Source organism: Micromonospora sp. NPDC047812, from assembly GCF_040704175.1.
GTDB lineage: Bacteria > Actinomycetota > Actinomycetes > Mycobacteriales > Micromonosporaceae > Micromonospora.
Genome location: NZ_JBEYRY010000009.1, coordinates 13508 through 36408, shown reverse-complemented (window position 1 = coordinate 36408; position 22901 = coordinate 13508). Strand labels below are relative to the sequence as shown.

The following is a 22901-nucleotide window of genomic DNA, read 5'->3' as shown; positions in this document are numbered from 1 at the left end:
TCGATGGACAAGTACTTCGAGTACCTGCACACGGTGGGTTTCGAGGAGACCAACCTCGTCGGCAACGTGTACTACGTCAACTACCTGCGCTGGCAGGGGCGCTGCCGGGAGATGTTCCTGAAGGAGCGGGCGCCGGACGTGCTGGCCGACGTACGCGACGACCTGAAGCTGTTCACCCTGCGCGTCGACTGCGAGTTCTTCGCGGAGATCACGGCGTTCGACGAGTTGTCAATCCGGATGCGCCTGGAGGAGCTGGCGCAGACCCAGCTCGAGTTCAGCTTCGACTACGTCAAGCTCGACCGGGACGGCGGCGAGACGCTGGTGGCCCGGGGCCGGCAGCGCATCGCCTGCATGCGCGGCCCGAACACCCGCACCGCGCCGGCGAGGGTGCCGGAGGCACTGGTGACGGCGCTCGCGCCGTACACCTCGGCGCGGCGCTCCTGACGGCGCGAGAAGGAGACGTCGTGGACGTACAGCGAACACTCACCGCCGAGACCTCCGACGTGACGGCACTGCGGCGGGCGTACGGCGCCTTCGCCACCGGCGTCACGGTGGTGACCGTCGGCGGCGCCACCCCGCACGGAATGACCGCCAACTCGTTCACCTCGGTGTCGCTCGATCCGCCGCTGGTGCTGGTGTGCGTCGACCGGAACGCGGTGATGCACGCCTGCCTCTCCGAGACCCGGGAGTTCGGGGTGTCGGTGCTGACCGACGACCAGGAGACGGTGGCCCGCTACTTCGCCGACGGGCGGCGACCGCTCGGTGGTGAGCAGTTCGACCAGGTCGACTGGCGCCCGGGCGCGACGACGGGTGTGCCGCTGATCAGCGGCGCACTCGCCCACTTCGAGTGCGAGGTGTGGCGTTCCTACGACGGCGGCGACCACACCATCTTCCTCGGCCGGCTGCTCTCGCTGGAGCGCCGGGCGGACGGGGAGGCACTGCTCTTCCTCTCCGGGCGGTTCCGTCAGGTCGAGCGGGAGCGGAGTGAGGCGGCATGACGACGATCGAGGAAGGGGCCCGGCGCACGCCGCCGGGCCCGCCCCGCTCCGCCGGCCTGCAAATGCTGGTCCTGATGGGCCGGGACCGGCTGCGGATGATGACCCTGGCGGCAGAGCGGTACGGCGACGCCGCCCGGCTGCCGGTCGGTCCCAAGCAGCTCTACTTCTTCAACCACCCCGACCACGCCAAGCACGTCCTGTCCGACAACAGCGCCAACTACCAGAAGGGCATCGGCCTGGTGCACGCCCGCCGGGCGCTCGGTGACGGCCTGCTCACCAGCGAGGGTGAGCTGTGGCGCAAGCAGCGCAAGGTGATCCAGCCGGCGTTCCAGAAGGGACGGCTCGCCCAGTACGCCGGGGTGATCGGCGAGGAGGCCGCGCTGCTGGTCGAGCGGCTGGTGGCGCGGGCCGGCGGACCTCCGGTCGACGTGCTTGAGGAGATGACCACGCTGACCCTGGGGGTGCTCGGCCGGACCCTGCTCGACGCCGAGCTGAGCGGCTTCCACGGCGTCGGCGGCTCGTTCGCCGCCGTGCAGGACCAGGCGATGTTCGAGCTGGAGACGCTGAGTGCCGTGCCGCCGTGGATCCCGCTGCCCCGGCAGCTGCGGTTCCGGCGCGCCCGCCGCCACCTCCAGCAGGTCGTCGACGAACTCGTCGCCGGCCGGGGCCGGAACGTGGACGGTCGGGACGACGTGCTCTCGCGTCTGATCATCTCGACCCGGCTGGAGAAGGACCCGCGGGTGGCCCGGCAGCGGCTGCGCGACGAGTTGGTCACGCTGCTGCTGGCCGGGCACGAGACGACGGCCAGCACGCTGGGCTGGAGCCTGCACCTGCTCGACCGGCATCCGGAGATCCGGCAGCGGGTCCGCGAGGAGGCCGTGACGGTGCTGGGCGACCGGCTGCCCGGGTACGAGGACCTGCACCGGCTGCGGTTCACGGCGATGGTGGTGGAGGAGGCCATCCGGCTCTACCCGCCGGTCTGGCTCCTGCCCCGCAAGGCCCAGCAGGCCGACCAGATCGGCGGGTACCACGTGCCGGCGGGGGCTGACATCCTCATCTCCCCGTACACCCTGCACCGGCATCCCCGGTTCTGGGACGAGCCGGAGCGGTTCGACCCGGACCGCTTCGACCCGTCGCGCAGCACGGAGCGTCCCCGGTACGCGTACATCCCCTTCGGCGCCGGCCCACGGTTCTGCGTGGGCAACAACCTCGGGATGATGGAGGCCACCCTCGTCCTGGCCATGCTGCTGCGGGACGTGCGCCTGGCCGGAGTGCCGGGCCGGCCGGTGGTGCCCGAGCCGATGCTGTCGCTGCGGGTGCGCGGCGGCCTGCCGATGACGGTCCACAAGGTCGACTGATCCGCGTCCACCGGTCCCGCGGCCGCTCCGGCGTCCGCGGGACCCGCGCTGTCCGTCCAGCCCTGTTGCCAGCCCGCCTACCCGCGCCCGTCCGTGGTCTGTCCCGCTTGCTGCCGTGCCCGTGCCGACGCGGGTGGCGACCGGGGCAGGGCAACGCGCGGGGCCGCCGACGCCTGTCGGCGCCGGCGGCCCGGTGTGGAAAGCTACCGAAAACTGTTCGTGCCCTGGGGCGGGTCAGGCGGCGTGCACCTTGGCCTCGTTCTGCCGTTCGAACGCCGCCTTCCGGCTGTCGAGCAGGGCCAGGAGCACCGGTGGATCGATCTTGGACATCTGCTTGAGGTGGGCGTCCGCGGTCACGGTCAGCTGTCCGCGGACGGTCAGCGGGCCCACCGAGGACACCATCACCCGGTTCTGCTGGAGGCGCAGCACGTCTCCCGAGACCGAATGGCACAGCAGGTGCCAGGTGCCGTCGGGCACGTTCGCGAAGCGGTAGACGCCGGGCGACTCCAGGATGGCGCACCGCACCGGCGGGCCCTCGGGGATACGGTGCGGAAACAGGCCCATGAAGATGAGCCCCGGTACGGGCCCGTCGAGGGGCGCGGTGATCCGTCCGGTGATGACGCCCTGCGAAACGCCCGTCGGGCGTTGCGTGGGAATTCGGGGAGCGAAGCCTCCCATGCGTCGGTAGATGGTGGGAGGCAGACCGACGCTCTTGGTGAAGCGGGTGCTGAAGGTCCCGACGCTGTTGTAGCCCACCCGGAGGCTGATGTCGGTGACGTTGAGCCTTGTCGTGGTGAGTAGCCGTTTGGCCTCCTGCAGGCGGATCGCGGACAGGAATCGGCCTGGGGAGATTCCGGTGACCCGCTGGAAGATTCGCGTGAAGTGGAACTTGCTGAACATGGCCGCTCGTGCCATGTCATCCACCGTCAACTGCTCGGACAAATTGCTTCGCATAGTGTCGATGGCCCGTTCCACTGCCTGCTCTGCTGTGTCGTGCATTTGTCTCCCCCGGATTGCGGACAATCACATTGTGTGGATGTGGCGAATTCGGCCGAATGATTCTTGGGGTCTCGACCGCCACCATTCCCCGCTAACCGTAATCGATGCTAGCCGAGGCCAGCTGCCCGGTCAACACTTTCTGCGATCGAAGCGTAGCCAGGAGTGACGGCCCGGGGCTTATCATTTCTTGCCCGAAATTGGCACGTTCTACTGTACGTTCGAGGTGAAGATCGCTAGAATTGCTTATCGTATTGTGGCACGTGCCAGTATCCGTGTTGCTTTCTATCTATCTTTAGCATAATTTTTCGGACATCCGGGGCGTGTTCTGATCTGAGGTGATCAGGCGTCCATGCGGTCGGGTCCATGTGGTGTCCGTCGCCGCCAGGGGTGGCTATCAATCCATGGCTACCGATCGATCTCTATGACAAGATTGCCGAAACGTTCGCCAGGGGCGGAGGACGCGTGCGTATCTCGGAACTCAGTCGACAGAGTGGCGTGTCGGTCCCGACGATCAAGTTCTACCTGCGTGAGGGCTTGCTCCCGGCCGGCCTGCCCACCGGACGCAACCAGGCCGACTACGGCGATCGGCACCTACGGCGGATCCGCCTGATCCGGACGCTGACCGGGATAGGGGGGCTGGACCTGTCCTCCGTCCGGGAGATCCTGGCCGCCATCGACGACGACGATGCCACGATGCGGGACGCGTACAAGGTCCTGGACCGGACCCTCTACCTGGAAGGCCCGACGACCCTGGGCCGGGCCGCCGTGGACTGCGCACGCATGGAGGTGGCGGAACTCGCCGAGGCCCTCGGCTGGTCCACCGAGGCCACCCCCGCCGGCGAGGTGTTGGCCCATGTCCTGGCGGGGCTGCGCAGCCTCGGTTGCGCGGCCGAGGTGACCTTCTTCGTCCCCTACGCCCGCGCCGCCGAACAGCTCGTCATGACGGAACTCGACCTGGCCGCCGATGAGGGTGGTGTCGAGAAGGGGCCGGCACTCCTCCGCAGCGTCCTGTTCGGCGTCGCCCTGTCCGCCCTGCGTCGCATGGCGCACGAGCGCCACGTCGCGATGCGATTTCCCGATCACGATTGAGTGCGGGCACCTAACGGGTGACGTCTGATCCCTGATGAGCCGCCCATCCGGCGCAGTCGGCCACTGAGCAACTTTTGAGAAGAATTCGGGCCGTGCTCCCGCGACCATAAGTGGGTCGGCCGGCGACTTTCGCATACGGTTCGCCAGGCATCGTGAAGGGACCGCACGTCATGCCTCGACTGGTGGAGAATTGGCAGCGCTGACCACGTGAACCGTAGCTCCCCGCGTGGTAAAAGTCCTGATCCGGCGGCAGCAAATGCTGGCGGATGATGGTAGAAAAAATCGCGTCACTCTTCAGCCGCCGACGACTGTCCGTCGCCAAACCCGGCCGCACGGCATATCAGCCGCTGCAGAATCCGGGTGGTGGCCGAATCTGAAGGGAAAGCCCTTGCCATCCCAACCCGTCGGCGCGATCCGCCGAATCACTCCCGCCATCTTCGTGCTGGTCCTCGTGGCCGCGTTCTTCGTCGTCGCCCGACTGCCCAGCGCGTCGGCCGAGGAACGGCAGACGCTGGCGTCGCGGTTCGGGTTCACCGAGCTGCCGATCGCGCTGCCGCCCGGCCTGCCGGAGCGCACCATACGCACGGTGAACCCCGAGTACGAGCACATCCGCGCCTGGGTGTCGTCCGTCGGCGCCGCCGTCGCGGCGAACGACCTCGACGGCGACATGATCGCCAACGACCTCTGCCTCGTCGACACCCGCAGCGACAGCGTGGTCGTCACGCCGTCGCCCGACGGACCCGCCCGTTACGCGCCCTTCGTGCTGGACCCGGCGCCGCTGCCCACCCACAAGGCCATGGCCCCGATGGGCTGTGTGCCCGGCGACTTCAACGGCGACGGTCTGACCGACCTGCTGGTCTACTACTGGGGTCGCACGCCGGTGGTGTTCCTGCACCGGGCGTCCGCGACGGCGCCGCTGACCAAGGGGACCTTCCTGCCCACCGAGCTGGTCGGCCGGCCTTCCGCCTCCTCCGCCGGTGAGTACCAGGGCAAGCTCTGGAACACCAACGCGGTCGCGGTCGCGGACTTCGACGGCGACGGCCGCCCGGACATCGGCGTCTTCAACTACTTCCCGGACAGTCAGGTGCTCGACCCGGCCGGGCATCCGAACGTCGAGATGAACCACTCGCTGTCCCGGGCGCAGAACGCCGGTGGCGCGCACGTGCTGCGCTGGACCGCCGCCACCAGCGGCGACAACCCCAGCGTGACGTACGTCGAACAGGTGGCGATCCCGCCGGAGTTCTCGACCGGCTGGACTCTGGGCGCCGGCTCCGCCGACATCGACGGTGACCTGCTGCCGGAGCTGTACCTCGCCAACGACTTCGGGCGCGACCGCTTCTTCCACAACGTCTCCCGCCCGGGTGAGATCAAGTTCAAGCTGGCGGAGGGGCGCCGGGGCCACCGTACCCCGAAGTCCATGGTGGTCGGCCACGACTCCTTCAAGGGCATGTCGATCGAGTTCGGCGACCTCGGAGGCACCGGCAAGTTCGACATGTTCGTCAGCAACATCACCTCCTCCTGGGGCCTGGAGGAGAGCAACTTCGTCTGGCGCAACAACTCGTCGAGCGTGGCCGACGCCCGCAACCGGCTGAGCCAGGGCAAGGCCGTGTTCGACAACAAGGCCGCCGAACTCAACATGGCGTGGGTCGGCTGGGGCTGGGACGCCAAGATGGCGGACTTCGACAACAGTGGTGAGATGTCGGTGGTCCAGACCGCCGGATTCGTCAAGGGCAAGATCAACCGCTGGTCGTGGCTGCAGGAACTGGCCATGAGCAACGACCTGATGCTCCGTAATCCGGCCATGTGGCCCAAGGCGGGAATGGGTGACGACATCGCCGGCGCCGAGCCGTTCGCCTTCTGGGTCCGGGAGGACAACGGCCGGTACGCCAACATCGCCGCCGAACTCGGCATGACCGACAGCACCCCGAGCCGCGGCGTGGCCGTCGCGGACACCAACGGCGACGGAGGCCAGGACTTCGCGGTGGCCCGCCAGTGGGCCGCTCCCTCGTACTACCGCAACGACAAGCCCGGCCGCGGCAACTTCCTCGGCCTGCGCCTGTGCCGTCCGGCCGAGGACGGCCGCGGCACGCCCGCCTACGGCGCCCAGGTGCGGGTGAAGACCGCCGACGGTCGTACCCGGATCGCCCAGCTCGACGGAGGCAGCGGCCACTCCGGCAAGCGCAGCTTCGACGTCTTCTTCGGCCTCGGCGACGCCGGCGACAAGCCGGTCTCGGCGGAGATCGCCTGGCGCGACCTCTCCGGTGGCGTACACAAGCAGACCCTCGACCTCGCTGCCGGCTGGCACACGATCATGCTCACCGACAAAGCCCAGGAGATGAGCGCGAAATGACCGACGTCCGAGACAGCACGCGTAGCGCCGTCGGCGTACGGGAGGCGACGGTCACCACGGGCGCCCCGGTCGTCACCTTCGACCGGCACGCCCCGGTGGCGGCCGACACCCCGGGAGCGCCACGGGTCGACCGGCGGGATCCCCGCTACCTGGCCCTGCGCAACTTCGCCATCTCCATGAGCATCTTCAACATCCTCGGGTACACGGTGCTCGGCTTCGAGCAGCCCTGGACCTGGCCGTTGCTCGCTCTCGCCGTCGGCTACCTCACCGAGATCGTGGTCGAGGTGGTCACCGCGCGGTCGAACAAGCGCCGGCCCGCCTTCGCCGGCAACGGCGCCTGGGGCATGTACACGTTCCTGCTGCCCACCCACATCACCGCGCTCGCCGCGAACATGCTGCTCTACGCCAACGACAACTTCTGGCCGATCGCGTTCGCGGTGGTCGTCGCCATCGGCCAGAAGGCGATCTTCCAGGCACCGATCAAGGGCCGCATGCGGCACTTCATGAACCCGTCCAACTTCGGGATCACGGTGACCCTGGTCGCCTTCTCCTGGGTCAACATCGCCCCGCCGTACCACTTCACCGAGGAGGTCCCGGACATGGTCCGGATCCTCGTGCCGCTCGTCATCCTGACGGCCGGCACGGTGCTCAACGGGGTGCTGACCAAGAAGATCCCGCTCGTCGTGGGCTGGGTGGGCGGCTTCGTGATCCAGGCGCTGGTGCGGCACTTCATCTGGGACGTCGCGCTCTGGGCGGCCCTGTTGCCGATCACCGGTGTCGCGTTCGTGCTGTTCACCAACTACATGATCACCGACCCGGGCACGACCCCCAGCTCAGGGCGGGCCCAGTTCATGTTCGGCGCGAGCGTCGCGGCCGTGTACGGCGTGCTGATCACCTTCAACGTCGTCTACACGCTCTTCTTCGCCGTGACGATCGTCTGTCTCGCCCGGGGTCTGCTCTGGTGGGGCATCTGGCTGCGTGACCGCTCCCGGAGTGCGAACACACCGGCGGCTCGGCCCGCCGTCACCTGATCCACCGTCGGCCCGTCGTCGGCGTGACCCAAGGGTGGGTCTGCCGGCGACGGGCCTCGTCCCACGACCCGCGTCACAGACGGAAGCGAGGCGATGAGCGTGCACCCCACCCCCGAGGCCCCACCGCGAGGTGCGTCGGTGACATCCGTACCCCCGCCGGCGGCACGCCCCGGACGGACGGCGGTGATCAGTGCGGCGGCGGGCGTGCTGCTCGCCGTACTCTGGTCGTTCGAGCTGGTGGACTCGGTGATCGGCGACACGGTCGCCGACACCCTGCTGGGCCACGACGCGAAGGGCACCGCCATCAGCGGTACGGCGGCGGGGCTGCTGTTCGCCTTCGTGTCCGGCTTCGCCGGGACCTTCACCGCCTGCAACATCGCGATGGCGGCCTCGGTCGGCCCGATGAGCCAGGCCGGCGCCACCGGTCACCGCCACGGCGTGCGGTCGCTGCTGCGGCCCGTCGCCTGGTTGACCGTCGGCATGCTGGCGGTGTCGGCGACCTACGGTGCCCTGGGGGTGCTGCTCGGCGAGCGCCTGCCGCAGCTCTCCACGGACACCGTCGGCGGGATGCCCGTACGCCTGATCCAGTCCTCGGTGGTCTTCGGCCTGATCGGCCTCGCGCTGACCTACCTCGGGCTGGCGGCCCTCGGCCTGCTGCCGGACGTCTTCGCGAGGCGCCCGGTGGCGCGGGTGGTCGTCATGGGCGCCCTGGTCGGGGGCTTCCTGGTCGGTCGGCCGTACCCGCTGTTCAACAAGCTGTTCCACTGGGCGGTCGACACGGGCAACCCCGGGTACGGCGCCCTCGCCTTCGCCCTGCAGTCGCTGGGCAACGTCCTCATCGTCGCGGCGCTCTTCGCGGTCCTCATCCTGGTCAGCCGGGGGCGGTTCCTCGCCTGGATGGCGTCACCGCGCCGCGCTGCGGCCGTCACCGGCTCCCTGCTGGTCGCGCTGGGCGTCTTCACCGTCGTGTACTGGGACCTTCGGGTGCCGGCGATCTTCGGCGTCGGCTGGTTCCCGACGATGCCGTACAACTGACGGGGGCGGCGGACGCGACGACGACGCCCCCGCTCCGGCCTGGACCGGGGGCGTCGTCGGTGCGGCTAGCGGGCGGTGCCGGGCACGGGCCCCGGGGCGGGCGCGGGACTGACGCCGCCGGCCGCGGGCCGGGCGCGCCCGGCGGTGGCGGCCAGCCATCCGGTGGTGATCAGCAGCAGGGCCGCGATGTAGGTGGTCATCACGGCCAGGCCGTGGCCGGGCACCCGGGACCCCGCGGCCTCCATGCCGATCAGCAGGTCGGAGACTAGGAACAGCCCGCCGCCCAGGGCCACCCGCCGGGAGACGCCGGCCGCGGCGGCGGCCATCAGGCTGAGCGCGAGGCTGTAGCCGAGGACCGGCAGCCGCAGCGGGCCGAGGGAGTTCCACAGCACCAGATTGGCGGCCACCCAGCAGGCGAGATAGGCGGCGACCGCGACGACCGGCGGCCGCCGGTGGCGCAGGAAGGCGGTCAGGAAGGCCACCTGGGTGCCGAGGAAGCAACCCATGCCGACGAGGAACGCCGTGTCGCCGGAGACCAGCAGCGCGATGTCTCCGCCGGTGGCGAAGACCAGCCCGACGGCGACGGGATCGACGCGCCGGCGCATCCGCAGCAGGTGGACCAGCAGCACCGGCGCGAGCAGGGGCTTGGCCAGCCACTGCAGGAGGGTCGAGTCGGCCGCCACGCCGATCAGCTCGACGGCGGCCACCACGCCGAACGGCCAGAGGCGCCTCACCGGGCCACCGCCGGCTGCGCGTGCGCGGCGGGCTGCCAGCCCGGTCGGCCGAACACGTAGCCGAGGCGGTGCCGCCAGGACGAGGCGGCCCGGGCGTCGGCCCAGATCGCCCGGTACTCGTGGGTCGCCACCCGCAGCGGGTTGTACGTGTCGATGTTCTTGGTCAGGCCGTACCGGACGATGGCCCGCTCGGGCTCGAAGGTGCCGAAGAGCCGGTCCCAGACGATCAGGATGCCGCCGTAGTTGCGGTCGAGGTACTCGGCGTTGGCGCCGTGGTGGACCCGGTGGTGCGACGGCGTGTTGAAGATCCACTCGATGGGGCGGGGCAGCAGGTTGACCCGCTCGGTGTGCAGGAAGAACTGGTACAGCAGGCTGACCGACTGCTGGAGGAAGATCATCCACGGGGGGATGCCGAGCAGCGCCAGGCCCAGCCAGAACGGCACGGACGTCATCGGGGTCCAGCTCTGCCGCAGCGCCGTCGACAGGTTGAAGAAGACGCTGGAGTGGTGCACCACGTGCCCGGCCCAGAGCAGCCGGACCTCGTGGTGGGAGCGGTGGAACCAGTAGTAGGCGAGGTCGTCGGCGAAGAACAGCAGCACCCACGTCCAGACGCTGGTGGGGGAGAGCTGCAGTGGCGTGACCGTGTACGCGGCGGCGTAGAGGCCGATCGTCGCCAGCTTCCACGGCACGCCGACGACCTGGCTGCCGGCGCCCATGGTCAGGCTGGTGGCGGTGTCGCGCAGCTCGTACCCGCGTTCGCCGTCGTCGGGGGCGAACCGGTAGGAGAGTGCCTCGACGACGATGAGGAGCAGGAACGCCGGTACGGCGTAGAGCACGGCGGGGATCATGCCCGGGCTTCCCTTCTCGGTGCTGCGGTGGGGGTGGTGAGGGGGGCGGTGAGCAGGGCCCGCGCCTCGCGGGCGGCGTCGGTGGCCCGGCCGGTGACGACGGCGTCGGCGAGCCGGCGGTGGCCCGCGACGTCGAGCAGTTCCGCGGCGCGCCGCTGCGGGGGCACCTCGCCGACGGCGAGCGCGCCGGCCACCAGGCTGTTGAAGGCCAGCAGGTAGGCGGTGTTGCCGGAGCCGGCGACGATGTGCCGCCAGAGCACGATGGTGGCGTCGCCCATCCCGGCCAGGTCGGGTGCCAGGTCCGCGTACTCCTCGACGGCCCGCAGGATCGCGGCCCGTACCGCCGGGTCGCCGCGCTCGGCGCAGAGCCGGGCCGCGTCGACGCCGATGCAGGCCCGCATCTCCAACATGTCGCGGACCAGGGTGTCCACCGGCAGGGTGTCGTGGAAGCGGGTGAGCGACAGGGCGAGGTCGAGCCCGGCGTGCACCCGCCAGTCCAGCACCCGGGTGGCGCCGCCCTGGCTGACCCGCACCAGGCCGAGCTGCTGCAACCGGCGCAGGGCCTCCCGCACGGCGTGCCGGTTGACCCCGAAGGTGACGGCCAGCTCCCGCTCGCCGGGCAGCGCCTCGTCCGGTTGGTAGGCGCCGCTGACGATGGCGTCGCGGACCTGGCCGAAGACGTGGTCGGAGACCGACGAGCGGGGGACGGGAGCGAAGGCCATGCCGAGGAGTGTGGCGCAGCGCACATCAACCCGTCAACTGGTTGGACCACTGGCTCGGGGCTTGCTATGCAACTCGTTGCATAGCAGGATGGCGGGCATGGCGCTCGAACACGCGATCCTGGTCTCCCTGCTCGAACGGCCGGGCTCCGGCTACGAGCTGGCGCGGCGCTTCGAGCGTTCCATCGGCCGCTTCTGGACGGCCACCCACCAGCAGATCTACCGGGTGCTGAGGCGGATGGAGGCCGACGGCTGGGTCACCGCCGAGGAGGTCAGCCAGGAGGGCCGCCCGGACAAGCGGTCCTTCTCGGTGGCGCCGGCCGGCCGGTCCGCGCTGGTGGGCTGGCTGCGCGCGCCCGTGCAGCCCGAGGCGGTCCGGCACGAGCTGGCCGTCAAGATCCGCGGGGCCGCCTTCGACGACGCCGCCGGCCGCGCCGCGCTCGTCGCCGAGGTCGAGCGCTACCGCGCCACCCACGAGGAGACGCTCGCCCGCTACCTGGCCGGCGAGCGGCGCGACTTCCCCGACCCCGCCGCGCCCGACCCCGCCGCGCCCGACGCCGCCGCGGCGCTCCAGCACGTCGTGCTGCGCGGAGGCATCGCGTACGAGCGGATGGTGCTCGCCTGGCTCGACGACGTGCTGGCCACCCTGCGCACCCTGGACCACTGACCCACCCACCGAAGGGAGTTCCGCCGTGGCGGACTCGCTCCTGCTCGACCCGCACAGCTACGACCCCGCCCACCTCGACGACACCTCCCGCCGGCTGCTGCGGGCCACCGTCGACTGGTTCGAGGGCCGGGGCAAGAAGGCGCTGCTCGACAGCTACAACCGGCACGAGTGGTACGCCGACTTCCTGGACTTCGCCGCGAAGGAGGGGCTGTTCGCCGCCTTCTGCACGCCGGCCGCCGACGGGGGAGGGGACCCGGCGAAGCGCTGGGACACCGCGCGCAACGCCGCGCTCAGCGAGATCCTCGGCTTCTACGGGCTCGGCTACTGGTACACCTGGCAGGTCACGGTCCTCGGCCTCGGCCCGGTCTGGCAGAGCGACAACGCCGCCGCGCGGGCCCGCGCGGCGGAGCTGCTCGCCGACGGCCACGTGATGGCGTTCGGCCTTTCCGAGCGCGCCCACGGCGCGGACATCTACTCCACCGACATGGTCCTCACCCCCGACGGCGACGGCGGGTTCCGCGCCACCGGCGCCAAGTACTACATCGGCAACGGCAACGTCGCCGGGCTGGTCTCGGTCTTCGGGCGCCGCGCCGACGTCGAGGGGCCGGACGGTTACGTCTTCTTCGCCGCCGACAGCCGCCATCCCGCCTACCACCTGGTCCGCAACGTGGTGAACGCGCAGATGTACGTCAGCGAGTTCCGGCTGGCGGACTACCCGGTGCGCCCCGAGGACGTGCTGCACACCGGGCGGGCCGCGTTCGACGCCGCGCTGAACACCGTCAACGTGGGCAAGTTCAACCTCTGCACGGCCTCGATCGGCATCTGCGAGCACGCCATGTACGAGGCCGTGACCCACGCCCACAACCGGGTCCTCTACGGCCGGCGGGTCACCGACTTCCCGCACGTGCGGCGCGAGCTGACCGACGCGTACGCCCGCCTGGTCGCGATGAAGCTGTTCAGCGACCGCGCCGTCGACTACTTCCGCTCGGCGGGCCCGGACGACCGCCGCTACCTGCTGTTCAACCCGATGACCAAGATGAAGGTCACCACGGAGGGCGAGCGGGTCGTCGACCTGCTCTGGGACGTCATCGCCGCCAAGGGCTTCGAGGCGGACACCTACTTCGACAAGGCCGCCAAGGACATCCGCGGGCTGCCCAAGCTCGAGGGGACGGTGCACGTCAACCTCACGTTGATCATGAAGTTCATGGCCAACTACCTGTTCCACCCGGCCGAGCACCCACCGGTGCCGAGGCGGCACGACGCCGCCGACGACGAGTTCCTCTTCCAGCAGGGCCCGGCCCGGGGCCTCGGCGCGATCCGGTTCCACGACTGGCGCGCCGCCTACGACGCCCACGCCGAGGTGCCCAACGTCGCCCGCTTCCGCGAGCAGGCCGACGGCTTCTGCGCGCTGCTGGCCGCCCACGCCCCGAGCGAGGAGCAGCAGCGCGACCTCGACTTCCTGCTCGCCCTGGGCCAGCTCTTCGCGCTGATCGTCTACGGCCACCTGATCCTGGAGCAGGCCGAGCTGACCGGCCTGGACCGCGACGTGCTCGACGAGATCTTCGACGTCCTGGTCCGCGACTTCTCCGCGTACGCCACCGAGCTGCACGGCCGAACGGCGACCACCGGGGAGCAGGCCGCCTGGGCGTTGGCGCACGTCCGCCGGCCCGTGGCGGACCCGGGGCGCACGACGCGGATGTGGGCGCGGGTGGCGGCACTCAGCGGCGCGTACGAGATGCGCCCCTGACCGGTGCGGGCCGTGGCGGCCGACCGTCGTGCGCCCCGTGCCGGGCCGCCCGGCCGCCGCCCGGTCAGCCGGCCGTCACCACCTGGTTTGCCGGCTGCGGCGCCGGCGCCTCGGCCGGGGCCCGCCCGCCGTCGGCGGGGGCGGACGCCGCCTCGTCGTCGCCGCCGTCCGGGGCCGTGTCGTCGGGGCGTTCCACCGCCATCGCCACCGGCGCCGGCCGCTCCGGCCTCGGCCGGGCCGCGACCTGCGGGTACTCCGCGGTCTCCGCGCCGCCCGTGGCGGCCGCCATGACCGCCGCCGCGGCCAGGTCGGCCACCCGCTTCGCCTCCCGCTTCACCCGGGCGCGGACCTCCTTGGCGTGCTGCTCGGCGGAGTCCGCGGCCCGGCGTGTCTCGTCGAGGCGGCGCAGCTCGTCGGTCAGCTCCTGCCGGGTCTCGCCGAGACGCTGCTGCACCTCGGCGAACTCGTGCTCGACGGCTGTGCTCTCCTGCCGCGCCTGGGCCAGCTGCTGCTGCGCGGCGTCCAGTTCGGCCTGCATCCGGGCCAGCGCCTCCCGCCGGTCCCGGATGCCCTGCTGCGTCGCGGCGAGCTGCTGCTGGTGGGTCGCGGCCTGCTCGTCGACGTGCTGGCGCACCTTGGCCGCGTACTGCTGGGCCTCCGCGATCAGCGTCGCGATCTCCTGCTCGGCCGCCGTACGCTGGGCGCCGAGCTCCCGCTCGGCGGACGCGAGCTGCTCGGCGATCTCCTGCTCGGCGGCGGCCCGCCGCTCGTTGATCTCCCGCTCCACGCCGGCCTGCCACTGGCCAAGCTCCTGCTGGGTCTTCGCGCGCGCCGCCTGCACCTCCTGCTGGATCTGGGTGCGGGCCGAGGCCAGGAACGCCTCGGACTCGACGCGGGCCCGCTCGACCTGCTGGGCGGTCTGCTCGTCGATCCGCTTCGCCTCCTGCAGCGCGTGGTCGTGGGCCGCCTCGCCCGCCGCCCGCAACCGTTCCGCCGCCTCCCGGATCCTGGCGAGCTCGGCCTGGGCGTTGGCGCGGCGTTCCTCGTGTTCCCGGTCGTGCTCGTCGCGCCGCGCGGCCGCCTCCTCCGCCAGCTCCCGCAGCGTCGTCGTGGCCTGCTCGCGGGCCTCGGTGAGCACCCGCTCGGCCTCGGCCTCGAGTTCGGCGGCCCGCTGCCCGGCGGCGTCGGTGATGGCCCCGGCCTGCTTCTCGGCCAGGGCCAGGATCTGGTCGACCATCGGACCGAGGTCGCGGAAGGACGCCCGGTCCGGCTGCGCCGGCCGGTCCCGCAGCTCGGTCACCTCCGCCCGCAGCCGGTGCGCCTCGACGGTCAGCTCGCGGAGCTGGGCCGAGGCCCGCTCGCGCTCGGCGACCAGCGCCGACCGTTCGCCGTCGACCTGCTCGACGTAGCGGTCCACCTGCCGCTTGTCGTAGCCGCGCAGCGCGAGGTCGAAGCTCGGCCGCGCGGCCGCGTCCTCGCGTGCCGCGAACGGGTCGTCGCCGTGGGACATGCATCCTCCTCCGTACGATCGCGAGCGCCGCGCCGGCGGGGAGATCCGCCCCACGGGCCGTGCTGTGGCGCCACGCTACCGTCGCGGTCGCACGCCCCCGCGAAAAGGGTGACCCCACGCGACGGCCCCGCGGGACCGGGTGGTCCGCGGGGCCGCCGCCGCCCTGGTGGGGGCTATCGCCAGGTGATGTCCGACGCCGAGTAGAGGCAGTTGGTGCCGTCGGCGCCCTCACCGATCTCGCTCGGCTCGCTGCCCTTCGGCACGCCCTTGTACTTCACGCAGATCCGGGTCGTGCGGTTCGGGTCGTTGAGGATGGTGATCCGGCTGAACCGGGCGGTGTCGCCCCAGTTCGTGTTGATGCCGGCCAGCATCTTCGTCGAGGTCGCGGTGACGTTGTCCATCACCACGTGCCGCTGGTACGAGGTGGAGCAGTTGCCGCAGGCCCGGTAGAGCTTGCCGGAGCTCTCCACCCGGAAGTTGCGGATGTACACGGTGCCCGGGCCGTTGTGCTGGAACACCTTGTCGCTGGCGGAGCGCGCCCCGCCGCCGTCCACCGTGTACGTGGTGCCGCCCCGGAAGGTCGCGGCGTCCTCGCCGACGTCCTCCCACCAGACGTTGACCAGCGTGCAGTTGCCCTCGCAGTGCACGCCGTCGCCGGCCGGGGCACCGATGATCACGTTGCGCAGGGTGGCCCCGGGGGCGAGCACGAACATCGGGTCCTGGCTCTCGCCCTGCCCGCCGTCGCCGATGCCGTAGTACCGCTTGAGCCCGCCGTCGAGGCTGACCGGGACGTCGATGGTGGCGTCGACCTTGACGTTGGCCGTCGGCGTGGGCCAGTTCGCGGGCGGGTTCGTCGGCGGCGGCGTGGTCGGCGGGGGCGTGCTGGGCGGCGGCGTGGTCGGCGGGGCCGTGGTCGGCGGCGCGGTGGTCGGCGGCGGCGTGGTCGGGGTGGACCCGCCGGAGGTGTCCACCGCCACGTCGTCGAAGCTGGCGCTGGCGTACGAGGTGACCAGCCCGATCCGGCCGGCGGAGGCCAGGCCGCTGCTGCCGGAGCCGACCTGCGTGCCGTTGACGAAGCCCCGGACGGTGCTGCCGGCGGTCTCGATGCGCAGCGTGTGCCAGCTGCCGGCGGCGGCCCCCACGGAGGTTGAGCCGAGCGAGGTGATCTGACTGCCGTTGACCGCCTGCAACTCGGCCCGGCCGGAGCCGAGCAGGGCCAGCCGGTACATCTTCGTGCTGCTGGCCGAACGGGCGGCCAGGCCCACCAGGCCGCTCGACGAGCCGAACGACAGCGGCTTGACCCGCGCCTGGACCTGGTAGTCGGTCCAGTTCGTCTGGCCGGCGAACTGCCGGGTCAGCTCGCTGCCCGCGTTGGACTGCTGGAACACTCCGGAGCCGTCGGTGACCACCGACCAGGTGCCGCCGGACTTCGACCATCCGCTGGCGTCGCCGTCGTTGAAGTCGTCCGAGAAGACGGCGGCGGCGGAGGCCGACGAGCCCATGCCGGCGGCCAGCACGGCGGCGGTCGCCCCGGCGGTGAAGGCCGCCGCCAGGGCCCGTCGGTGAGTGCGTCTGAGGTGCACGATGTTCTTCTCCTCGCAAGGGGTTCGGTGTGGCGGTCCGCGGTCCGTGGCCCGAGGGGAGGGCCGGGACGGTACGTGGTGCGACCGGGACCGGTACCCGCCGGCCCGCGCGTCGGACGCCCGGATCCGGCGAGGCTCGACGGGGAGGTCAACTGCCTGGAAAGCGCTTCCCCGCGTGGGCCTCAGATTATGTTTCCGCGAAGAGAACGGTCAATGCCCCGGAACGTGCAGGTCTGTTGCAGCCCGCTCGGCCCCGGCGGACGCGCGCCCCGGGGGGTGGCGGTCGGCCCGACCGCCACCCCCCGGGGTCGTCTCAGGGGTTGATCCGACCGGCGCCGGCCCCGGCGGTCACGGCCGCCTTGACGCCGCTCGCGTCGTCGAGCCGGTACGGGTAGGGAATGGGGGCGACGTCCCCGGCGCTCTCCGGCGCGCCGGAGTTGGTGAAGATGTTGTTGCGCTGGACCAGGTCGCCCGGGCCCGACTCGGCGTAGCCGACGGCGGTGGGGCGGGTCACGTTCTCGAAGTGGTTGCCCTCGACCAGCACCCCGGCGCCCATCGTGGACGCCACGCCGTAGTCCGCGCCGTAGTAGTAGTTGTTGAACACGTGCACCGGGTCACCGAACCGGACGCGCGGGTGGCGCTCCTTGCTCCCGTCGAACCAGTTGTGGTGGTAGGTGACCCGCAGGTGGCCGATGTCGGCCGTGTGCCCGTCGTCGTGGCCGAGCAGCATGCTCTTGGTGTGGTTGGTGACCCGGTTCCACGAGACGGTCACGAAGTCGGAGGCCCGCTTGACGTCGACCGCGCCGTCGTAGCCGCCGTCGAACGTGTTGTGGTCGATCCAGACGTTGCGCGAGCCCTGCACGTTGATCGCGTCGTCGTCCCAGCCCCGGAAGGTGAGGTTGCGGACGATGACGTTGCTGGCGCCGCTGATGTTCAGCCCGTTGTCCAGCGTCGCGTTGCCGACGCCGAGCACGGTCTTGTTGCTGCGCACGTCGTTCATCGCGTCGGGCATGGTCAGCGAGCCGGTGACCCGGATGACCAGCGGCGACGAGGACTCCAGGGCGTCGGCGAGCGCCTGGCCGTCGGAGACGGTGACGGTCTGGCCGCCGGCCCCGCCGGTGGTGCCGCCGTTCTGGGTGGCCCAGCCGACCAGGTCCCCGGCCGGCGGCAGGGTCGGCGTCGGGGTCGGCGCCGAGGTGGTCGGCGGCGGGGTGCTCGGCGGCGGGGTGGTCGGGTTGCCGGGCAGGCCGACCCGGCCGACCCCGGCCTGCGCGGTGACCAGGGCCTTCATGTCGCAGGCCGTGCCCACGGTGTACGCGTACGGCGGGTTGCTCACGCTGCCGCCGGTCTGCCCGGCGCCGGAGTTGACCAGGCAGTTGTTGCGCGCGACGAGCCGGCCGTCGCCGGAGGAGCCCTCCGCCAGGTGGTACGGGTCGTCGACGTTCTCGAAGTGGTTGCCCTCGACGATGACGCCGGCGTTCTCGGTCGACGCGACGCCGTAGTTGCCGGTGTTCAGGTAGTAGTTGTTGTAGACGTGCACCTGGTCGCCGAAGCGCACGCGCGGGTTGCGCTGGTTGGTGTTGTCGAAGAAGTTGTGGTGGTAGGTGACCTTCAGCCGGCCGGTGTCCTGGGCGGCGTTGCCGTCGTCGTGGCCGAGCAGCATGTTCTTGTCGGTGCCGTCGGCGTGGTTGTAGGAGACCGTCACGTACGACGAGCCGCGCTTGATGTCGACGCCGCCGTCCGCCCCGGTGGTCCAGGTGTTGTGGTCGATCCAGACGTGGTGGGTGAACATCTGCACGTTGATCGCGTCGTCCGCCCAGTTCCGGAAGTTCAGGTTCCGGATGATCACGTTGTGCACGGCGTTGGCCGGCGGCGCGGTGACCGCGTTGTCGATCGGCAGGCCGATGTTGAGGCCACCGCCGGTGAACCCGGAGTTGGCGCCGACGCCGACGATCGTCTTGTCCGAGGTGACCTCGTGCATGGGGCCGGGCAGCGCGATCATCCCGTTGACCTGGATGACCTTCGGGCCGCTCGACGCCGCCTCGGTGATGAACTGGCTGGCGGTCGTGACCGTGACGGTCGGACCGCCGGCGCCGCCCGTGGTGCCGTTCTGGCCCCACGCGTCGACCGAGGCCCAGCCGTCGGCCACGTTGGGGCCGGGGTTGCCCGGGTCGCCGGTCGGCGTGGGCGTCGGTCCGGTCGGCGTCGGCGTGGGTCCGCCGCCGCCCGAGCTGACCTGCACGTTGTCGAAGTCGGCGCTGGCGTAGAAGGTCGCCACGCCGATCCGGCCGCTGGCGTACGCGCTGTCGGTCGCCTCGGTGCGCAGGGTGCCGTCGACGTAGCCCTTGAGCGAGCCGCCGACGACGTCCAGCCGCAGCGTGTAGGTCGTGCCGGCGGCGACCGGCACGGACGCGGTGTCCAGCGTGGTGGAGGAGCCGCCGCTCAGCCGCTTGAGCTCGACGGTGTTGTTGCTGCGCAGCGCCAGGTAGTAGTAGCTGGTGCTGCTCTGCACCCGGGCGAGCAGCGCGACGAACCGGTTCGACCCGTTGAACGCGGTCGGCCGGACGGTCGCCTGGACCGAGTAGTCCGTCCAGCTCGACGTGCCGGCCAGCGAACGGGCGTCGCTGCTGGTGCTGCTCTGGCGCAGCGCCCGCGCGCTGTCGCCGGTCACCGACCAGCTTCCGCCGGAGGCCGTCCAGCCGGACGAGTTGCCGTCGGAGAAGTCGTCGGAGAAGAGCGTGTCGGCGTAGGCCGTGGCGGCCATGCCGACGGCGAGGGTGGCCGCGAGGAGCGCGGCCCCGATCGCGGTGAGGAACCCTCGGCGATGCCTCCGCCGACGGGTGTCGGAGTTGTGCACGGGACCTCCCTGATGGTGATCAAAATGATCGATGAACATCGATCTCTTGGGGTGTGGTGCGCCGCGGGCCGCCGGGCCGGTACCCGGCGCCGACCGGGTCCGGCGGCCCGCGCGGGCGTGGTCAGTAGGGGAGTTTGCCGGTGCCGGCGCCGGCCGTGACGACGGACTTCACGGTGGCCGGCTCGGTCAGGGTGTACGGGTAGAACGTGCGCGGCTCCTGGACGGTGCCCCCCGCGTCGCCGGGCTCGCTGGTGCCGGCGAGCACGTTGTCCCGGGCGATCATCCGGCCCCGGTCCCCGGCGTAGCTGATCGACCAGGGCACCTCGACGTCCTCGAAGTAGTTGCCCTCCACCACGCAGCCGGAGTCGAGCTGACAGGCCACCCCGACGTCGGTGTTGTAGACGAAGTAGTTGTTGAACACGTGCACGGGGTCGCCGAAGCGGACCCGCGGGTTGCGCTGCGGCGTGCGGTCGAACCAGTTGTGGTGGTAGGTGACCTTCAGGTTGCCGACGTCCTGGGCGGCGTTGCCGTCGTCGTGGCCGAGCAGCATGTTCTTCGTGTGGTGGTGGGTGTGGTTCCAGGACACGGTGACGTAGCTGGACCCGCGCTTGACGTCGATCAGCCCGTCGTAGCCGTACGCCAGGTCGTTGTGGTCGATCCAGACGTGGTGCGAGAACATCTGCACGTTGATCGCGTCGTCGACGGTGTTGCGGAAGTTCAGGTTCCGCACGATGACGTTGTGCACGGCGTTCGCCGGCGGGCTGGTCGCGTCGCTGACCGGCAGGCCGATGTTCAGCCCACCACCGGTGATGCCGGAGTTCGCGCCGACGCCGACGATCGTCTTGTCCGAGGTGACGTCGTGCATCGGGCCGGGCAGCGCGATCATCCCGTCCACCCGCACGTTCAACGGGCCGGCCGTGCCGATGGCGGCGAGGAGTTCCGCGGCCGTGTCCACGGTGACGGTCGGGCCGCCCGCCCCGCCGGTGGTGCCGTTCTGGCCCAGCGCGTCGACCGAGGCGAAGCCGACCGGCGGGGCGCCCGGATCGATCGGCGGCCCGGTCGGCGGCAGGGAGGGCCCGGCGGTCGGCGTGCCGGTGGGCGGCGCGCCGGTGGCCGTGTCCACCTCGACGTCGTCGAAGGTGGCGCTGGCGTACGAGGTGGCCAGGCCGACCCGCCCGGCGGCGAACGCCCCGTCGGTCGCCTGCACCCGCAGCGTGCCGTCGACGTAGCCGCGCAACGAGCTGCCGACCGCCTCCAGCCGCAGCGTCGCCCAGCTGCCGACGGTGATCCCGGCGGGGGCGGAGCCCAGCGACACCGGGTCGCCGCCGGAGCGGCGGATCAGCTGCACCCCGCCGCTCGCGGTCACCACCAGCGCGTAGTAGCTGCTGCTGCTCTGCGCCCGGGCGATCACCCCGACGTGGCGGTTCGTCCCGCCGAAGCCCGTCGGCCGGACCCGGGCCTGCACGCCGTAGTCGGTCCAGGTGCCCGCGCCGGCCAGGGCGCGGGCGTCGCTGCTGGTGCCGGACTGCCGGTAGGCGTACGAGCCGTCGGTCACGACCGACCAGCTTCCGCCGGAGCGGGACCACCCGTCGGCCGCGCCGTCGGAGAACGTGTCGCTGAACAGGGTGTCGGCGTGCGCCGACGAGGTGGTCGCGAGCACCGTGCCGACGGCCAGCGCGCCGGCGGTGAGCGCCGCGCCGAGCAGTCTCGGTGTGCGCGTCCGGGGACGGGGTGTGCGGTTCATGGTGGACCTCCTGGTGGTGGGGTGGGCACCGGTGGGCCGCCGCGCTGAGCGCCGGACGCGGCGGCCCACCGGCCGTCCGGCCACCGCGCGGGACGGCGCGGCGGCCGGCGTCCTACAGGGGCAGCCGGTCCGCGCCGGCCAGCGCCTCCACGACCACCGGCACCGCGGGTGCCGGCAGCACGGGGCCGCGTCGGAGGGTCGGCGTCCAGCCGGCGTCCGGGGCCAGGTCCGGCTCGTGCGCCGCGTTGTACGCGCCCACCAGGTCGACCGGGCGGGCCCGGTCCCCGGCGGCGCGGACCCAGTTGCCCCGGGCGGTGACGGCGGTGCCGCCCCAGTCGTAGAGCAGGTCGTCGGCCATGACGCCGGCCCCGAGGCTGAAGAAGTTGTTCTCGGCGACCACGGCGGACTGCACCCCGACGCCGATCGCGTACTCGAACCCGTCGCCGGCCAGCCGGTAGTGGTTGTTCCACACGTCGACCTGGCCGAAGCGCACCCGGGGCAGCCGCTGGAGCACCCCGTCGAAGAGGTTGTGGTGCAGGCTCACCTTCAGCCGCCCGACGTCCGGGCCGACGGTGTTGGACGAGCCGATCAGCATGACCTTGTCCCGCCCGACGAACCGGTTGTACGAGACGGTCACCAGGCTCGCGGTGTGCGTGACGTCCACCGACCCGTCGTGCACCTGGTACGGCCGGCCGAGGTGCACCGGCTGGCCGCTGTCCGGGTTGTCGCCGTCGGTGAAGGTGTTGTGGTCGATCCAGACGTGCTCGCTGCGGCGCACCGAGATCTGGTCGTACTGGGAGTTCCAGTTGCCGGCGGCGCCGTCGGTGGGGGACCAGGCGGGGAAGCAGTCCCGGGCGTCGTCGAAGGTCAGGTTCCGCACGATCGTGTTGTGCGCGCCGTCGAGCATCAGCGTCAGGCCGGTCAGCCGGGCGCCGCGCAGGCCGACGAGGGTGGTGTTCGGGCCGACGTTGATCTGGGTCTGCCGGGTCTGGTTCGTCACCGAGCGCACCCGCGCCGCCTCCAGCGGGCCGCTCGGCGCCACCCGGCCCCAGACCGCCGGGTCGTACGCCGCGAGGTACGCCGGCAGCGAGTACTCCGGGTCGGCCAGGTCGGCGCAGTCGAGCGTGCTGCCGTCGGGGCCCTCGAAGCCGTCGACCACGCCGCTGACGTAGATGATCTTCGGGGTGGCGTTGGCCCGGTTGGTGGCGTTGTCGCCGCCGAGGGCCGCGACCAGCTCGGCCCGGCTGGAGACCACGTGCACCTGTTCCGGCGTCGCCGCCGCGCCGCCGGTGGTGCCGGTCCCCTCAGCCGCCCAGCCGTCCCCGGCCGGCAGCGCCTGCCGGCCGAGGTGCCGGGCGGCCCAGGAGAGCCCGCCGGTCGTGGCGGCCGTGCCGCCCGGAGCCGGAGCGGCCCCGCCGTCCGGGGCCGCCGCCGCGCTCCCGGACGTCGCCGCGAGCGCGACGGCGATCGTCGCCGCGCCCAGTGTCTGCTTCCACATCTATCGGACCACCTGTTCGTCGCCTGTTCGATATGGGGCAACGGTAGGTTTCGCGATTTATGCGAGTCAATGACAAACGTGTGCAGAAGTGTTGCAATTGAATTGATCGGCCGGTATCCTCCCGACCGCCCTGG

Annotated in this window: 18 protein-coding genes; 9 read left to right on the top strand and 9 right to left on the bottom strand. The window is 71.5% G+C overall.

Annotated features, from left to right (window positions below):
• The first annotated feature begins 3 nt into the window (after positions 1 to 3).
• The 3 genes from AB0883_RS25555 to AB0883_RS25545 are packed head-to-tail and all read left to right on the top strand — an operon-like array spanning position 4 to position 2356.
• Complete coding sequence (locus AB0883_RS25555; protein WP_121401404.1) at positions 4 to 444, top strand: acyl-CoA thioesterase; 441 nt, start codon at positions 4 to 6, stop codon at positions 442 to 444.
• Between the two features lie 59 nt (positions 445 to 503).
• A complete protein-coding gene (locus AB0883_RS25550; RefSeq protein WP_366643940.1) occupies positions 504 to 998 on the top strand; it encodes a flavin reductase family protein in 495 nt (164 codons plus the stop codon).
• Positions 995 to 2356, top strand: coding sequence for a cytochrome P450 (locus AB0883_RS25545; RefSeq protein WP_366643825.1), 1362 nt, complete (start codon positions 995 to 997; stop codon positions 2354 to 2356). The genes AB0883_RS25550 and AB0883_RS25545 overlap by 4 nt, the downstream gene beginning before the upstream one ends.
• Before the next feature lie 234 nt (positions 2357 to 2590).
• Here AB0883_RS25545 and AB0883_RS25540 read toward each other — a convergent pair whose 3' ends face one another.
• Entirely contained in the window at positions 2591 to 3310 is a 720-nt protein-coding gene (locus AB0883_RS25540; RefSeq protein ID WP_366643939.1) for a helix-turn-helix transcriptional regulator, read from the bottom strand.
• Between the two features lie 432 nt (positions 3311 to 3742).
• Between AB0883_RS25540 and AB0883_RS25535 the strand changes: the two genes are divergently transcribed.
• The 4 genes from AB0883_RS25535 (at position 3743) to AB0883_RS25520 (ending at position 8860) form a co-directional block, all read left to right on the top strand.
• Positions 3743 to 4444 carry a MerR family transcriptional regulator gene (locus tag AB0883_RS25535; protein WP_366643823.1) on the top strand — a complete coding sequence of 234 codons (702 nt, stop codon included), beginning with the start codon at positions 3743 to 3745 and terminating at the stop codon, positions 4442 to 4444.
• Positions 4445 to 4883: 439 nt separating this feature from the next.
• Complete coding sequence (locus AB0883_RS25530; RefSeq protein WP_366643938.1) at positions 4884 to 6794, top strand: CRTAC1 family protein; 1911 nt, start codon at positions 4884 to 4886, stop codon at positions 6792 to 6794.
• Positions 6791 to 7825, top strand: coding sequence for an enediyne biosynthesis protein (locus AB0883_RS25525; RefSeq protein WP_366643821.1), 1035 nt, complete (start codon positions 6791 to 6793; stop codon positions 7823 to 7825). The genes AB0883_RS25530 and AB0883_RS25525 overlap by 4 nt, the downstream gene beginning before the upstream one ends.
• A gap of 138 nt (positions 7826 to 7963) precedes the next feature.
• Positions 7964 to 8860 carry a hypothetical protein gene (locus tag AB0883_RS25520; RefSeq protein ID WP_366643819.1) on the top strand — a complete coding sequence of 299 codons (897 nt, stop codon included), beginning with the start codon at positions 7964 to 7966 and terminating at the stop codon, positions 8858 to 8860.
• Positions 8861 to 8925: 65 nt separating this feature from the next.
• Here the strand turns inward: AB0883_RS25520 and AB0883_RS25515 are convergent, their stop codons facing one another.
• Genes AB0883_RS25515 through AB0883_RS25505 form a run of 3 tightly spaced genes read right to left on the bottom strand, consistent with a single transcriptional unit; the run spans position 8926 to position 11164 of the window.
• Positions 8926 to 9594 (bottom strand): lysoplasmalogenase, encoded by a 669-nt coding sequence (locus AB0883_RS25515; protein ID WP_366643817.1) that lies wholly within the window; start codon positions 9592 to 9594, stop codon positions 8926 to 8928.
• A complete protein-coding gene (locus AB0883_RS25510) occupies positions 9591 to 10442 on the bottom strand; it encodes a sterol desaturase family protein (RefSeq protein WP_366643815.1) in 852 nt (283 codons plus the stop codon). The genes AB0883_RS25515 and AB0883_RS25510 overlap by 4 nt, the downstream gene beginning before the upstream one ends.
• Positions 10439 to 11164 carry a GntR family transcriptional regulator gene (locus AB0883_RS25505; RefSeq protein ID WP_366643813.1) on the bottom strand — a complete coding sequence of 242 codons (726 nt, stop codon included), beginning with the start codon at positions 11162 to 11164 and terminating at the stop codon, positions 10439 to 10441. The genes AB0883_RS25510 and AB0883_RS25505 overlap by 4 nt, the downstream gene beginning before the upstream one ends.
• Positions 11165 to 11261: 97 nt before the next feature.
• Here AB0883_RS25505 and AB0883_RS25500 point away from each other — a divergent pair, with 97 nt between their 5' ends.
• Positions 11262 to 11828 (top strand): PadR family transcriptional regulator, encoded by a 567-nt coding sequence (locus AB0883_RS25500; RefSeq protein WP_366643811.1) that lies wholly within the window; start codon positions 11262 to 11264, stop codon positions 11826 to 11828.
• 25 nt (positions 11829 to 11853) lie between these two features.
• Positions 11854 to 13575, top strand: coding sequence for an acyl-CoA dehydrogenase family protein (locus AB0883_RS25495; protein WP_366643809.1), 1722 nt, complete (start codon positions 11854 to 11856; stop codon positions 13573 to 13575).
• 64 nt (positions 13576 to 13639) lie between these two features.
• Here the strand turns inward: AB0883_RS25495 and AB0883_RS25490 are convergent, their stop codons facing one another.
• From AB0883_RS25490 to AB0883_RS25470, 5 genes are all read right to left on the bottom strand, one after another.
• Positions 13640 to 15085, bottom strand: coding sequence for a hypothetical protein (locus AB0883_RS25490; RefSeq protein ID WP_366643807.1), 1446 nt, complete (start codon positions 15083 to 15085; stop codon positions 13640 to 13642).
• Between the two features lie 173 nt (positions 15086 to 15258).
• On the bottom strand, positions 15259 to 16668 hold the full coding sequence (locus AB0883_RS25485) for a pectate lyase (RefSeq protein ID WP_366643805.1): 1410 nt from the start codon (positions 16666 to 16668) through the stop codon (positions 15259 to 15261).
• Between the two features lie 313 nt (positions 16669 to 16981).
• On the bottom strand, positions 16982 to 19525 hold the full coding sequence (locus AB0883_RS25480; protein ID WP_366643803.1) for a right-handed parallel beta-helix repeat-containing protein: 2544 nt from the start codon (positions 19523 to 19525) through the stop codon (positions 16982 to 16984).
• A 121-nt stretch (positions 19526 to 19646) separates the two neighbouring features.
• Positions 19647 to 21269 carry a pectate lyase gene (locus AB0883_RS25475; RefSeq protein WP_366643800.1) on the bottom strand — a complete coding sequence of 541 codons (1623 nt, stop codon included), beginning with the start codon at positions 21267 to 21269 and terminating at the stop codon, positions 19647 to 19649.
• A gap of 112 nt (positions 21270 to 21381) precedes the next feature.
• On the bottom strand, positions 21382 to 22767 hold the full coding sequence (locus AB0883_RS25470) for a polysaccharide lyase family 1 protein (RefSeq protein ID WP_366643798.1): 1386 nt from the start codon (positions 22765 to 22767) through the stop codon (positions 21382 to 21384).
• Positions 22768 to 22901 lie beyond the last annotated feature (134 nt).